Here is a 13,663-nt window from a genome sequence, read left to right as displayed (position 1 = left end):
TCCTCCCCGCGCTAAAGCGACGGGGATTCCAAGCTACCGAAAGTTTTACTTGAGAGTTGAGAGGGCGAACCTCGGTTCGCCCCAACGAGAAATTTTACGAGATCCTTAGAGGATGCCCATCCAGGTTAACAGACCTTTTCCGGTGAGGATTTCTAAAATGAGCAATCCCACGAAGCCAATCATGGCAAAGCGTCCGTTAATCTGTTCGGCGTAGGGCGTCCATCCGAAGCCGGGTTCGTAGCGATCGCTGTTCGTTTCTTGTACGTTGGGCGTTTCGTTCGTCATGGGGGTCTCAACCAACTGGGGATATCACGATTACATAGGATACCGCGCTCCTCTTCGCTTCGCTACGATCGCATCTTTCGCAAAAGTCAGATACTCAAGTCAAGTCGAGATATCGTAACAGAGAGGAGCGATCGTGAGCAAACCAACGAAATCTGAAAAACGTTCCCAAGACAATGCAGAAAAAGTTCGTTGAAATTGTTGCGATAACCGACAAGTTTTTTCAGCAACATTTAAACGAGGAATATGCCGAACTGATTCGCTTCGCCACCGCCGCACTTTGCCGAAAACGGCCGTCTCCCTTCGCTCGCGGTCGGGCAAAAACTTGGGCGTAGAAAATCGAGACAGATGGGCGATCGGGGATTCGAACCCCGAACCAGCGGATTAAGAGTCCGATGCTCTGCCGTTGAGCTAATCGCCCTCACTACAACCGTTTTAATGGCTTTAACACGATTGTAGCGTCTAATTTCAAATCGTCGAGAACCCCGTCCCGCGATAGCCGAAATCGCAACAACTCGGATGCAGGATTTCCGCCAACAGTTCTAAGGAATCCACCAATCGCGGGCCCGGACGGTTGAAATACTGATTACCATCGCAATAGTACACTCGTCCCGTTTGCACCGCCTTCAACTGCGGCCACACCGGATGTTGCGTCAGATGTTTTGCGTCTTCCTGAGTTTCCTGCAAATCGTACCCGCAGGGCATGACGACGATAACATCGGGATCGACGGCTTCCAGGGATTCCCACCGGGTCCAAGGGGAATGTTGGCCGATTTCGCTTAAGTAGGGAACACCTCCAGCCAGTTGTACCAATTCCGGAACCCAGTTTCCGGCAGACATCAAGGGTTCCGTCCATTCAATGCACACCACGCTGGGTTCCGGTTGTCCCGCCACTCGCCGCCGGACTTCCTCAACTCGCTGTTTTAAGCTGGCGATCGAATCTTCGGCGTCAGACCCCAACTGTTCCCCCACTAAGCGCATATTTTCCCAAACTTCCGCTAAAACGCTCGGTTGCAGGGAAATCACCTTGGGTTGACTCTGGCTGAGTTGCGCCACCGCCGCTTCCACTTCCGCTAAACTGGCCGCACAGACTTCGCATTGAGCTTGGGTGATAATGTGCGTGGGTTGGAGTTCTCGCAGTAACTCCGTTTCGACCCGGTAGACGCTGAGTGCCGATTGTAGTAATTCTGTAACGCGATCGTGAATTTCGGGACTGCTACCGTTGGGGTCGAACTGAGGCTGAGTACAGGCGGGAAGCGATCGAACCGACTCGGGAAAGTCGCACTCGTGGGAACGCCCCACCAGGCGATCGCTCAGTCCGAGGCTGTGGACGATTTCAGTGGCACTAGGAATTAAAGAGACGATACGCAGGTCGGACATGAAACAGGCTCGATGTTGAGGTCTTCATTACTCAAACTCTACCGTATCGCCAAAGCCTATTACCACAAAATATAAAAATTGTCAAGATAAAACCCATCCGCGAAAGCCGTAGGCGGAAACACAGACCCCAAATGGCGCGATCTCCGATCCCGGCGATCGCCTTGAAATCCCTAAAATGAGGATGTCAGACAGAGACCGACTCAACCCACGCCTATGCAACCGACCAATCCCAACCAATTCACCGAAAAAGCCTGGGAAGCGATCGCCCGCACGCCGGACGTCGCCAAACAAGCCAACCAACAGCAAATCGAGAGCGAACACCTCATGCAATCGCTTCTCGAGGGAGAAGGGCTGGCAGCGAGTATCTTTAGCCGCGCCGGGGTCGCTGTTGCCAGTTTACAAGAGAAAACCCGAGATTTTATTCAAAAACAACCTAAAGTAACAGGAAGTAGTACCTCAGTATATCTCGGGCGGAGTCTCGACAGCCTGCTCGATCGCGCCGACAGCTATCGAAAAGAGTACGGAGACGAATATATCTCCATCGAACATATCGTCCTCGGCTACATCAAAGACGATCGCTTCGGAAAAAATCTCTTCAAATCCCTCAACCTCACCGAGAAAAAACTCAAAGACACCATCTCACAAATTCGCGGAACCCAGAAAGTGACCGACCAAAACCCAGAAGGAAAATATAACGCCCTCGAAAAATATGGGCGCGACCTCACCGACGCCGCGAAAAAAGGCAAACTCGACCCCGTTATCGGACGGGACGACGAAATCCGCCGAACCGTGCAAATCCTCTCGCGGCGAACCAAAAACAACCCCGTCCTCATCGGCGAACCCGGAGTGGGTAAAACCGCCATCGCCGAAGGACTGGCCCAGCGCATCGTCAAAGGAGACGTACCGGAATCCCTGCGCGATCGCAAACTGATCGCCCTCGACATGGGGTCCTTGATTGCAGGGGCGAAATATCGCGGCGAATTTGAAGAACGCCTCAAAGCCGTCCTCAAAGAAGTCACCGACTCCAACGGTCAAATCATCCTCTTTATCGACGAAATCCATACCGTCGTCGGGGCGGGGGCGACCCAAGGGGCGATGGACGCCGGAAACCTCCTTAAACCCATGTTGGCCCGGGGCGAACTGCGCTGTATCGGGGCGACGACCCTGGACGAATACCGCAAATATATCGAAAAAGACGCAGCGTTAGAACGTCGGTTTCAACAGGTGTACGTAGACCAACCCAGCGTTGAAGACACCGTGTCCATTTTGCGGGGACTCAAAGACCGCTACGAAACCCACCACAACGTCAAAATCGCCGACAGTGCGTTAGTAGCGGCGGCGACCCTGTCCACTCGATATATTAGCGATCGATTCCTTCCCGACAAAGCCATCGACCTCGTGGACGAAGCGGCGGCCAAACTGAAAATGGAGAGTACCTCCAAACCCGAAGAACTCGACGAGATCGATCGTCGCATCATGCAACTCGAAATGGAAAAACTGTCGCTGCAAAAAGAAAGCGACCCCGCCTCCAAAGAACGGTTGCAACGCCTCGAAAAAGAACTCGCCGACTGCAAAGAAGAACAAACCCATCTCAACGCCCAATGGCAAGCAGAAAAAGACATTCTCGACGGTCGTAAATCTCTCAAAGAAGAGATCGATCGCGTCCAAGTCGAAATCGAAGACGCCGAACGCAAATACGACCTCAACCGCGCCGCCGAACTCAAATACAGCAAACTTCCCGAACTCCAGAAAAAACTCTCCGAAACCGAAGCCAAATTCACCAGCGCCCAAACCAGCGGCGAAGCCTTACTTCGCGAAGAAGTCACCGAAGCCGACATCGCCGAAATCATCTCCAAATGGACCGGAATTCCCATCAGTAAACTCGTCGAATCCGAGAAAGAAAAACTCCTACATCTCGAAGACGAACTCCACCACCGCGTCGTCGGACAAGACGAAGCCGTGACCGCCGTGGCCGACGCCATCCAGCGGTCTCGCGCCGGGTTAGCGGACCCCAACCGTCCCGTCGCCAGTTTCCTGTTCCTCGGACCGACCGGAGTCGGTAAAACCGAACTGGCGAAAGCCCTCGCCGCCTATCTCTTCGACACCGAAGACGCGATGGTTCGCATCGATATGTCGGAGTACATGGAAAAACACGCCGTTTCCCGTCTGATTGGGGCGCCTCCGGGGTACGTGGGATACGACGAAGGCGGACAACTCACCGAAGCGGTTCGCCGCCGTCCCTACGCCGTGATTCTCTTCGACGAAGTCGAAAAAGCCCACCCCGATGTCTTCAACGTCCTGTTACAAGTTCTCGACGACGGACGCATCACCGATTCCCAAGGTCGAACGGTGGACTTCAAGAACGCCATCATCATCATGACCAGTAACATCGGGTCGCAATTCATTCTCGACATATCCGGGGACGATTCCCAATATGAAGAAATGAAATCGCGGGTGACGGAGGCGTTGCGGGCGAATTTCCGACCGGAATTCCTCAACCGCATCGACGACACGATTATTTTCCACGCCCTGGAAAAAGCCCAGTTGCGGAATATCGTGAAGTTGCAAGTCCTGCGACTCGAAAAACGCCTCGATGACAAGAAAATGGCGCTCAAACTCTCCGAAGGAGCGATCGATTTCCTAGCAGAAGTCGGTTACGATCCCGTCTACGGTGCGCGTCCACTGAAACGAGCGATTCAACGGGAGTTAGAAACCCAAATCGCCAAAGGAATTTTACGAGGCGACTTTGGCGACGGCGATACCATTTTCGTCGATGTGGAAAACGAGCGGTTGTCGTTTAAACGACTTCCGGCGGAGTTAGCCACTGTATAGGTTCGATGCTATCTTAGAAGGGCGGACAATTGTCCGCCCTTCGTGATTTTGATTCGTTATCTTAAAAACTCGGTGGTACGAACCTCTGTAAAACCCAACAACACCATTTATTTTTTTATAAAACTCCTCTAATTTTTTTTACAAAAAGTTATGGTGTGGTGAACCCCCTCAAACCAAGAGTTCGGATAACCCCAAAATTGCGAGGTTCAAATGGTACAGACATCTCTTATTTCAGACCCTAAAACCCTGGCGATCGCCTTTCCTAAAACGCTCAAACTCCACATCACAAACGACCAGTTTACCAAACTCGCAGCCGCCAATCGCGATTTGCAACTCGAAAGAACCGCGAAAGGAGAGTTAATCGTGAATCCACCCACCGGATGGGAAACGGGAAAACGCAATCGCAGTATCGTCGGACAACTCGATCGCTGGTACGAAAAACACGCAGAGTTAGGAGAAGCCTTTGAATCTTCCACGGGTTTTATTTTACCCAACAGTGCAATTCGTTCCCCCGATGCGTCTTGGGTGAGTCGAGAACGTTGGAACGCCTTAACTCCCGAAGAAAAAGGAACCTTTGCCAAAATTTGTCCGGATTTTGTCGTTGAATTGCGCTCTGATTCGGATAGCCTCAAATCCCTGCAAGATAAAATGCGCGAGTATCTGGAAAATGGCGCAAAACTGGGTTGGTTAATCGATCCGCAACAACGAAAGGTAGAAGTGTATCGATCGAATTCAGAAGTAGAAGTGTTAGACAACCCCACAGAAGTTTCAGCCGCTCCCCTATTACCAGGATCTACCTTGAATTTTCAGCGAATTTGGAGCGAATAAATTTAAACCCAACCACCAATTTTAACTTTTATAACCAAACCCCTCTGTGTTTCTGTGGTGAAAAATCCCATCAAATCAACGGTTTGGATGTTGGGTTTCGTTCCTCAACCCAACCTACGGAACATCCCCTCAAACGCCGCTTCCATCTCCCGCGCAAACACTTCCGCATTCCACAACGGCGACGAATGGCGCGACTGCTGAAGTTTCCACGCCACATCCTGACGTAACCCGGCGTCAGTACCCAACCGCACCCCCCATTCCACATATTCCTCATCGCTAAAGGCGATTCCCTCCCTCACCCCCAGCAACTGGAGAAAATCGAAACTGTGGCGACTGGCGAACTGTTCCCCCACCCGCGTCACCAACGGAATTCCCATCCACAGGGTTTCCAGCGTCGTCGTGGCGCCGTTGTAGGGATAAGTATCGAGAACCACGTCGGCGAGGCTGAGATTGGCGCGATGCACCGCTTCTGTGGCATCGTTAGGGAGGAAACGCAGGCGATCGATCTCCACCCCTTCTTCTTCCGCCAACCGAGAAAACCACTGACGCAACGCCTCGCGATCGACGTACAATCCTTTAACAATAAAATAACTGTTAGGAACCTGTTTGAGAATTCGCAACTGTAATCGGGCGTTCTCCGGATGACGTTTCGCCCCGGTTTGCGAACTGAAATACACCACCGCATCGGGGGGAATCTCCACATCTTCCCGCCGTAACGTGGGAACCCCCACTTCAAATCCATCGACGGCGATGAAGGTTTCGGGAAGTCGCCAGAGTTTCGTGGAATAGTCGCTTTGGGCGTTTTCTGGAACCACGCGGGAATCGACGAGAAAATAGTCGATCGCCGGTAATTCCGAGGCGTCGAAACCCAGCCAACTCACTTGAACCGGGGCGGGTTTTAAGGCTAAAACGGCGGTGGCTTGGGGACAGGTTAAACTGTCGAGGTCGATTAAAATATCGAGCTTGTCGTTGCGGATAGTTTCGGCAATTTTCGGGATTGAAAGTTTAGAAACATCCCGAAATTCGCTGACGCTGCTGGAGATTTCGGCTTGGATTTCGTCGGGTTTGTTTTGTAGGGAATAGGCAAAAATTTCGTATTTTTCTGTGTCGTGATAGCGCAACAGCCAGCGCACGAGATGTCCGACAGAGTTGCGACGAAAGCAACTGGAAAGATAGCCGATTTTTTTGAGCGTTTTGGATTTTTCTAACCTTGGAGGTTCTCCGAAATGGTCGCGTAATTTAGCTTGAAGGAGGCTTGAGAGCCGATATCGCAAGTTGTGGAGTTTTTGCGGGTTGTCTTCTAAATAGGGTAAAAATGACGTGGTGGCGAAGCCTTGTACCAGGTCGGGCAGGTCGATTTCCGGTTGCGTTTGGATGAGTTCTTCCAGTTTGGCTTCGAGTTCGCCGTGGAGAGTTCGGGCGTTTTTAAATTCGCCGCCCCCTCTCAGTAATCCCCGTAATAATAAGTAGTAGGCGGCGATTTGTTGGGGAAGGCTTTCGGCGCGATCGAGAAATTCTCGAGACCGTTGAGCCGCCAGGCCGTACTGTTGCGTTTCTTGGTAAAGATTGATTAATTTAACTAAAATTGGCAGGTTCTCGCCTTGCAATTTTAGCCAAAGTGTGCTAAGCAAGATTAAAATAGATTTCGAGGCGGCATCTTGCTGCAAGATGGGGGCGGATCGATCGAAAAAGGCTTTGGGAACTGAAGACTCAGAAGACGCCGTTTCAACGCAAGTTTCAAACAGCGCCCAAACGGTGGGAATCGTCAACTCTAAATTCCACAAGGACTCGAAGAGCCGTTGTCGCAAAATCTCCTCAACGGATTCCGTTTTCAAAACCTCTAAACTGGCTTGAAATACGGTCTCGTCGAACTCGCCCAACTTGGCCAAAAGCACCGTCAAGCGCAGCCAATTCTCGCCGTTTTCGGGACGTAATTCCGCGATCGCCCTCCGTATCGTTTGCGCCGATCGATCCTTAGCGATCGCCTCTCGCCGTTGCGCCTCCGCCTCCAACACCGCCACCAGTTCCGCCGTCAACCGTTCCGTATCCTCACCGGACATCATCCCCGACAGCCAAGTGGCTTCGGCGTCCTCCCCATCGCCCCGCAACAGTTGCGTCAAGCCCAAATACCAGTAAAACTCAGAAATATCGGGACGTTGAGAAATCACCCGTTCGTAGAGAATACCAGCACGATCGAACTGTTCCCGCATCAAACACTGATACGCCTGCCAAGTCAACCCCTCCTCTCCCGCAGACAACCGCGACAACTCGATCGCACTCTCGTCTACCAAACCGCGCAACCAGACTTCCCATTCCTGCGCGCGACAGTCCCAAGTACAATGACCGTTGACCCAATCCACCTGATTTCGCAACGCCGCCTCGTCCTCAAAATCCCGCAACACCGCCACCGTCTTATCCACAAACTCTCGCAGATAGACCTCGCGATCGATCTCCGACGCAAACGCATACCGCAACGACTCCCGACAAGCGTTCGGAATCTCAATTAACTCCCCAAATCCCGCCGTGGTTTCAGGAAGCGCAGCCAACGCACTCGTCACCACCCGACAACCACTCGCCAAAGCTTCCATCACCGAAATACAAGAAGTTTCCGCAAAAGTATTCGGATACGCCAACACCGACGCCGCCTTGAGATACTCTTTCAACCGAGGTTGCGGAACCGAACCGATATAATCCACCCCTTCCGTTTCCTGACACAGACGATATAACCTGCCGTACTTCGACTCGTCCAGCGTGCGATCGACCTGATAAACTTTCATACTCGAGAACACCTGTAACCGCGTCCCCGGGACGGCGTTGCGAATCGACGGAAACGCCTCCAACAACACCTCCAACCCCCGAAACGGCGTACTCGTGTACACCAAAACGGGCGGTTTCGACTTCGATTTTAAAATCGAAGAATTTTCCGAAAACAACCCCTCAAACACCGGGGCGATGGCGTTGCGCGTCACCCGAACCCGTCGTTTATCCACACCAAACCTGTCGCCATACTGCTGTTTCTGCCAATCGCTCACCAGTGCGAAACGGCGGTAACTATCGCGGATAATAGGATTGTGGAGGTCCTCAACCGATTCTTGGTCGTCAGCGTGTTGCGTCCAGAGAACCATCGGCGTGTGGGGACGTAACAACGGCTGAACTCGCGCCCCCAAACCGGGGTTGCTGACGACCACGAGAACGTCTACCGTAGGCATTAAGTCCCTGGCTTCCTCGCTGCGAACCGGAAGACAGGTGACGCCCCGCGACACTTGCGCCGTTTTCGTGTAGTTGACGAGAAACACCTCAATTCCCCGTTTCGACAACCGTTCGGCGAGATAACAAACCGCAGATTGAGAACCGCCCATCGGTCGCTGGTAGACGGTTTCGATTTGATAGTCCCAATCGATAAAATCGATAAAGGCGATTCTCATAATTGTTAAATCGGTCGCGTTACAGTGAGAGCAGTTGCAGCGTCTCTTGGTATTGTAGGGCTTCCCTCTCCCGCGATCGCAGCCCGCCCCCAGTCAAATCATGGTCAACATTCGCCCCCTCGAACAGATTCCCGAATACTATCGTTTAGTGCGTCCGGAAATCCTCTCCGCCGTTCCCGAGTCAGCCACGCGGATTTTAGACGTGGGTTGCGGGGCGGGAATGCTGGGAAAATATTTAAAAGAGAATCGCAGCGATCGATCCGTCGTCGGACTCGAACTCGACGAAGAAGCCTGTTACTACGCCAACCTCCACCTCGACACCGCCTATCAAGCCAACCTCGAAACCTTCGATCCGCCCTTTTCCCCCGGTTCCTTCGACTGTATCGTATTCGCCGACGTATTAGAACATCTCACAGACCCCTGGACGATCGCACGTCAGTACGTCAAATTTCTCGAACCCGGCGGAACTGTCATCGCCAGCATTCCCAACATTCGCCATTTTCCCCTATTGCGTCAAGTCCTCGAAAAAGGCCGTTGGGACTATCGCGATTGGGGAATCCTCGATCGCACCCATCTCAGATTCTTCACCAAACAGACCTTTCTCGAACTCCTCCAACAAGCCGAAATCGACTGTACCTCAATTTCCTACCTCGGCGGCGAACAATTCCAACAATTCCGTCCCCAAGACCCCGATCGCGTTTTTAAAATCGGAAACGTCGCCATTTTCGACCTTTCCGACGAAGACTTTGAAGAACTCTGCGCCTACCAACTCCTATATATTGGCGTTTACGCTCCCCAACACCCCGTTTCCTCCGAACCCGAACCCCCCGAAACCGCTGAAACCACTTACAGCGTCAGCGTCATCGTTCCCTGGTGGGACCGAGAAGAATTGCTAGAACTGTGGGACAACAACATCGAAAAACTCTCCGATACCGAAGTCATTTTCATCGATAACGGAAGTGCAGAACCCGGACGCCACGCCTTAGCGGAGTTTTGCAACACCCACGGAATTCGCCTGATTCGCAACGAAACCAACCTCGGTTTCACCGTCGCCAACAACCAGGGGGCGAAAATCGCCACGGGGGACTATCTCCTGTTTCTCAACAACGATGTCGATATTCTGAAATCTCCCGTTCAAACCCTCTGTCGCCTCGCCGGAACCGGAATCGCCGGACCCGGACCGATGGGAAACGAACTCACGGGAGAAACTTTCGTGGAAGGATGGGCGTTATGTATCGCCAAATCCACCTTTGAAGAAGTGGGGGGATGGTGTGAAGATTACGGAATCGGGTCTTGGGACGATGCAGATTTGTGTCATCAAGTCCGAATGGCGGGATATCCCATTACCCCCGTTCCCGAATTGTTCAGTCAGGGGTGGAAAGCGGGAAACACGGACAGTCCTCAACAGATGTGGATTCGCCATTTGGGAGGAACGACCCTCGGCGACGGACGCATTGATAAAATGGCGTTACAAATCCGCAATTGGGAAATCCTGATGCGGCGACATTACCAGCTTCAAGAGATTAACTGGATTGTTTTTCCCCATTGGGAGGCGTCGGAAGACGAGTTATTTGTAGCGTTGAGTGACCTATTATCGGCCTTCGTCACCCATCCGGAACGCGATCGCATGACCTTGTTAGTGGCGATTGGCGATCGATCCCAAGCAGAAATCGAACTCTTCCTCTCCGGTATCTTCATGAACCTATTAATGGAAACGGACATCGAACTCGACAGCGAACCCCAAATCTCCTTTATCGGACATCTCGATACCGTCAATTGGGACGCCCCCCTTCCCCGCAAACACGCCGAAATCCTCTTAAACACCCTCACCGGACGACTTCTCATCCAGGTTGAAGATACCGAAGCCGTCGAAGCCTCGCGATCGCAACATCTCCCCACCTATACCCCTGACGAGTTGAGGCGGTGGAGAGGGGCTGATGGGATGATGGGATGATGGGATGATGATGCGATCGGGGTCGGTGCATTTATACCCGAGTTTTCAAGTCACCCACCCTACCGTTATCAATTATCAATTATCAATTCCCGAAATGGATCTCGATCGATTCACCACGCAACTTCAACAAACCCCTTCCGACGCTGCGAGTCTCGTCGCGACGGCGGTATCCTGTCTCGAGGAGGGAGAACTTTACTGCGAAATCGGAATCCTCAACGGCGACACCCTCCACACCGCCCTCTCTCAACATCCCAGCGTCCAGGTTTGCGCCGTCGAAACCACCACGGGAAGCGAAACAGACCGCCGACTGGCTGCAATTTCTCAAATTCTCGAAGCCCAGCAACTCGACGATCGAATTTTTCTCCTCCAACAGGATCTCGAGGTGTTTTTCGACGATTGGACGCAACTCGAAGCCGAAGAGACAATCGGCGTCTACTACGACAGCGGAGATTCTGACTATCGATCGACCCTCATCAGCCTCTTGCGCGTCAAAGCCTTCTGTAGCGATCGCGCCACCTTCATTATCGCCCATCCCCAACGTCCCGCTATCCGTCAAGCAGTTTGGGATTTCCTCGCCACTCACCCGGAAACCCACTGTCTCGGAGAAGTTTCATCCGTGGCGTGGGTTCTCGCTTGGAATCCCCAACACCCCCAGCCTCTCGAGGCGGAAACCTATCTTCAATACTATCAATCCGAGATTATTGAGGCTTTCAAACCATCCCCCAAGGAAGACAAAACCTATGACGACGCCATCCGACACCACCAAGCGGGAAATTTAGACGACGCCGAACTTCTCTATCGTCGAGTGTTGCAGAACCACCCCCACCGCGTCGAGGCCTGGTTGAATTTAGGAATGTTGTACGTTTCTCTCGATCGCCCTGGCGACGCCATCACTGCATTTCAATCAGCCATCGATCGCGATCGAACCCTCGCCCACGCCTATTACGGCTTAGGATTAGCCTGGGAACGTCTCAACCACCGCGATCGCGCCCTCGACGCATACCAACAGGCCATCGATCGCGATTCCACCTTACTCGACGCCTACAATAACCAGGGAAACCTCCTGTTGCGAAACGGCCAGTTCGATCGCGCCGAAACCCTTTACCGTCAAGCCCTTTCCCTGAACCCGCAACATCTCGGAAGCTGGCTGAACCTGGGAAACGCCCTCGTCACCCAACGCCGTCTCGACGACGCCATCGCCCTCTACGACCAAGCCTTACAAACCCTCGGCCACCATTCCCAACTTCGCCAAGCCCGCCATCGCCTACAACAATACCGCGACGATCCCACCCCACTCTACCGCAGCCTCGCCCAAACCTTCCTGCAACAGGGAGACTGCGCCGCCGCCATTCCCCTCTACCGCCACCTTTCCCAAAACGGCGACGCCACCGACAGCCTCGCCTTAGCCCTCTGTTTCCAAAAAACCCAACAATTCGACAAAGCCATCGATACCCTACGCCAAGGCGTCAGTCGCTTTCCCCAAAACCTACCACTTCAACTCAAACTGATTTCCCAACTGCGGGATAACGGCGACATCAACGCCGCCCTCGACGCCGCCAACTCTGCACTCGCTGCAATTCCCCATCGCCTAGAACTCCAAACCCTCGATCGCCTCTTACTTCCCCTGTTCTACCACAGCCCCACCGAGATCGATCGATTCCGCCAACGCTTCCGAGAAGGACTCACCGACATCCTACAAAACACCCCTCTCGACACCCCAGAACATCGCCATCGCGCCCTCAAGTCCATCTCCAAAGCCTCCATCTTTTACCTAACCTATCAAGGATGTAACGACCTCGAACTCCTCACCCCATACGGCGACTGGGTACATCGCATCATCACCGCCAACCTTCCCCAAATCCCCGTTTCCGAAGCCACCCCACCTCGTCAGAAACTCCGTATCGGCTATGTCGGCGTCAGCATGGGAGACACCCGCCTCGGCGAACTCTATCTCGGTTGGTTGAAACACGCCAACCGCCATCGATTCCAGATTCACACCTACTATCTCGGACAAAACTTTACCCCCCTCACCCAAACCTTCCAACACCACAGTCAAGTCTTCCGTCGTCTCTCCCCCAACCTCGAAAACGCCGCCTCTGAAATTCTGCGCGATCGCCTCGATATCCTCATCTTCCCCGATATCGGCTTATCCTCGATCGTCACCCAACTCGCCGCCTTGCGTCTCGCCCCCGTTCAATGTACCACCTGGGCGCATCCCGTCACCTCCGGACTTCCCACCGTCGATTATTTCCTCTCCAGCCACCTCATGGAACCCGCAAACGGCGACACTCACTATCGCGAACAGTTAGTGAGACTTCCTAAAATCGGAATGTCCGTCGCGAAACCCCCAATCCCCAAGAGTCTCTCGGGAAATCGCGGGAAATTCGGCTTAGGAGTCGATCGAACCCTCTATCTCTCCTGTCAATCCCTCTCGAAATACCTGCCCCAATACGATTTTATATTTCCCCAAATCGCCCAAGCCGTCCCCAACGCCCAATTTGTTTTTATCTCCCATCCCAACCCCCAGATTACCCAAAAGTTTCGCCACCGCCTCAACACCGCCTTTTCCCAAGCCGAACTCGACGGCGAAACCTTCTGCACCATCGTCCCGCGACTCGCCGAAAAAGACTATCTCGACCTCAATTTAGCCGCCGACATTTTCCTCGATACCTTCAGTTGGTCGGGGGGCGTCACCACCCTCAAAGCTATCGCCTGCGGACTTCCCGTCGTGACCTGTCCCGGCGATTTGATGCGATCGCGCCACAGTTTCGCCATTTTAACCACTTTGGGAATTTCGGAAACCGTCGCCTCCAATCCCGAAGAGTATATCGAGATTGCTGTGCGATTGGGACGCGATATCACTTGGCGAGAAAATCTCGTTGAAAAAGCTAGTTCTCAGGAAAACAATTTGTTTGAGGATACCGATTGCGTCCGGGCGTTAGAGTCCTTTTTTGAATCGGTG

Annotated in this window: 8 protein-coding genes and 1 tRNA gene; 5 read left to right on the top strand and 4 right to left on the bottom strand. The window is 53.0% G+C overall.

Going from position 1 to position 13,663, the window contains the following annotated elements:
• Positions 1-105 precede the first annotated feature (105 nt).
• Positions 106-285 carry a chlorophyll a/b-binding protein gene (locus tag ACP5D4_RS18315; protein WP_017661428.1) on the bottom strand — a complete coding sequence of 60 codons (180 nt, stop codon included), beginning with the start codon at positions 283-285 and terminating at the stop codon, positions 106-108.
• A 173-nt stretch (positions 286-458) separates the two neighbouring features.
• Here ACP5D4_RS18315 and ACP5D4_RS18310 point away from each other — a divergent pair, with 173 nt between their 5' ends.
• Positions 459-617 carry a DUF6398 domain-containing protein gene (locus ACP5D4_RS18310; protein ID WP_428013058.1) on the top strand — a complete coding sequence of 53 codons (159 nt, stop codon included), beginning with the start codon at positions 459-461 and terminating at the stop codon, positions 615-617.
• A gap of 14 nt (positions 618-631) precedes the next feature.
• On the opposite strand, the gene ACP5D4_RS18305 is transcribed toward ACP5D4_RS18310, so the two are convergent.
• Together ACP5D4_RS18305 and ACP5D4_RS18300 are read right to left on the bottom strand one after the other, a co-directional pair.
• Positions 632-703: transfer RNA gene (locus ACP5D4_RS18305), tRNA-Lys, on the bottom strand.
• Positions 704-750: 47 nt separating this feature from the next.
• A complete protein-coding gene (locus tag ACP5D4_RS18300) occupies positions 751-1,662 on the bottom strand; it encodes a cobalamin-binding protein (RefSeq protein WP_428013057.1) in 912 nt (303 codons plus the stop codon).
• A 213-nt stretch (positions 1,663-1,875) separates the two neighbouring features.
• Between ACP5D4_RS18300 and clpB the strand changes: the two genes are divergently transcribed.
• Together clpB and ACP5D4_RS18290 are read left to right on the top strand one after the other, a co-directional pair.
• Positions 1,876-4,494: an ATP-dependent chaperone ClpB gene (clpB, locus tag ACP5D4_RS18295; RefSeq protein WP_428013056.1), complete on the top strand. Its 2,619-nt coding sequence runs from the start codon at positions 1,876-1,878 to the stop codon at positions 4,492-4,494.
• A gap of 210 nt (positions 4,495-4,704) precedes the next feature.
• Positions 4,705-5,322 (top strand): Uma2 family endonuclease, encoded by a 618-nt coding sequence (locus ACP5D4_RS18290; RefSeq protein ID WP_428013055.1) that lies wholly within the window; start codon positions 4,705-4,707, stop codon positions 5,320-5,322.
• 104 nt (positions 5,323-5,426) lie between these two features.
• Here ACP5D4_RS18290 and ACP5D4_RS18285 read toward each other — a convergent pair whose 3' ends face one another.
• Positions 5,427-8,747, bottom strand: a complete 3,321-nt coding sequence (locus ACP5D4_RS18285; RefSeq protein WP_428013054.1) for a glycosyltransferase — start codon at positions 8,745-8,747, stop codon at positions 5,427-5,429.
• Between the two features lie 100 nt (positions 8,748-8,847).
• On the opposite strand from ACP5D4_RS18285, the gene ACP5D4_RS18280 reads away from it, so the two are divergent.
• Positions 8,848-10,701: a methyltransferase domain-containing protein gene (locus tag ACP5D4_RS18280; protein ID WP_428013053.1), complete on the top strand. Its 1,854-nt coding sequence runs from the start codon at positions 8,848-8,850 to the stop codon at positions 10,699-10,701.
• A gap of 94 nt (positions 10,702-10,795) precedes the next feature.
• Positions 10,796-13,663: tetratricopeptide repeat protein (locus ACP5D4_RS18275; protein ID WP_428013052.1), on the top strand; the 2,868-nt coding region annotated here is incomplete at its 3' end.

The organism is Baaleninema sp. (assembly GCF_049974805.1).
GTDB lineage: Bacteria > Cyanobacteriota > Cyanobacteriia > Cyanobacteriales > Geitlerinemataceae > Baaleninema.
Note: the sequence above shows the minus strand (reverse complement) of the source record. Positions and strands in the feature narration are given on the sequence as shown.

Coding starts and splice junctions, on each gene's coding strand:
- ACP5D4_RS18315 (WP_017661428.1), bottom strand. CDS start 285: ATGACGAACGAAACGCCCAACGTACAAGAAACGAACAGCGATCGCTAC.
- ACP5D4_RS18290 (WP_428013055.1), top strand. CDS start 4,705: ATGGTACAGACATCTCTTATTTCAGACCCTAAAACCCTGGCGATCGCC.
- ACP5D4_RS18285 (WP_428013054.1), bottom strand. CDS start 8,747: ATGAGAATCGCCTTTATCGATTTTATCGATTGGGACTATCAAATCGAA.
- ACP5D4_RS18280 (WP_428013053.1), top strand. CDS start 8,848: ATGGTCAACATTCGCCCCCTCGAACAGATTCCCGAATACTATCGTTTA.
- clpB (WP_428013056.1), top strand. CDS start 1,876: ATGCAACCGACCAATCCCAACCAATTCACCGAAAAAGCCTGGGAAGCG.
- ACP5D4_RS18310 (WP_428013058.1), top strand. CDS start 459: ATGCAGAAAAAGTTCGTTGAAATTGTTGCGATAACCGACAAGTTTTTT.
- ACP5D4_RS18300 (WP_428013057.1), bottom strand. CDS start 1,662: ATGTCCGACCTGCGTATCGTCTCTTTAATTCCTAGTGCCACTGAAATC.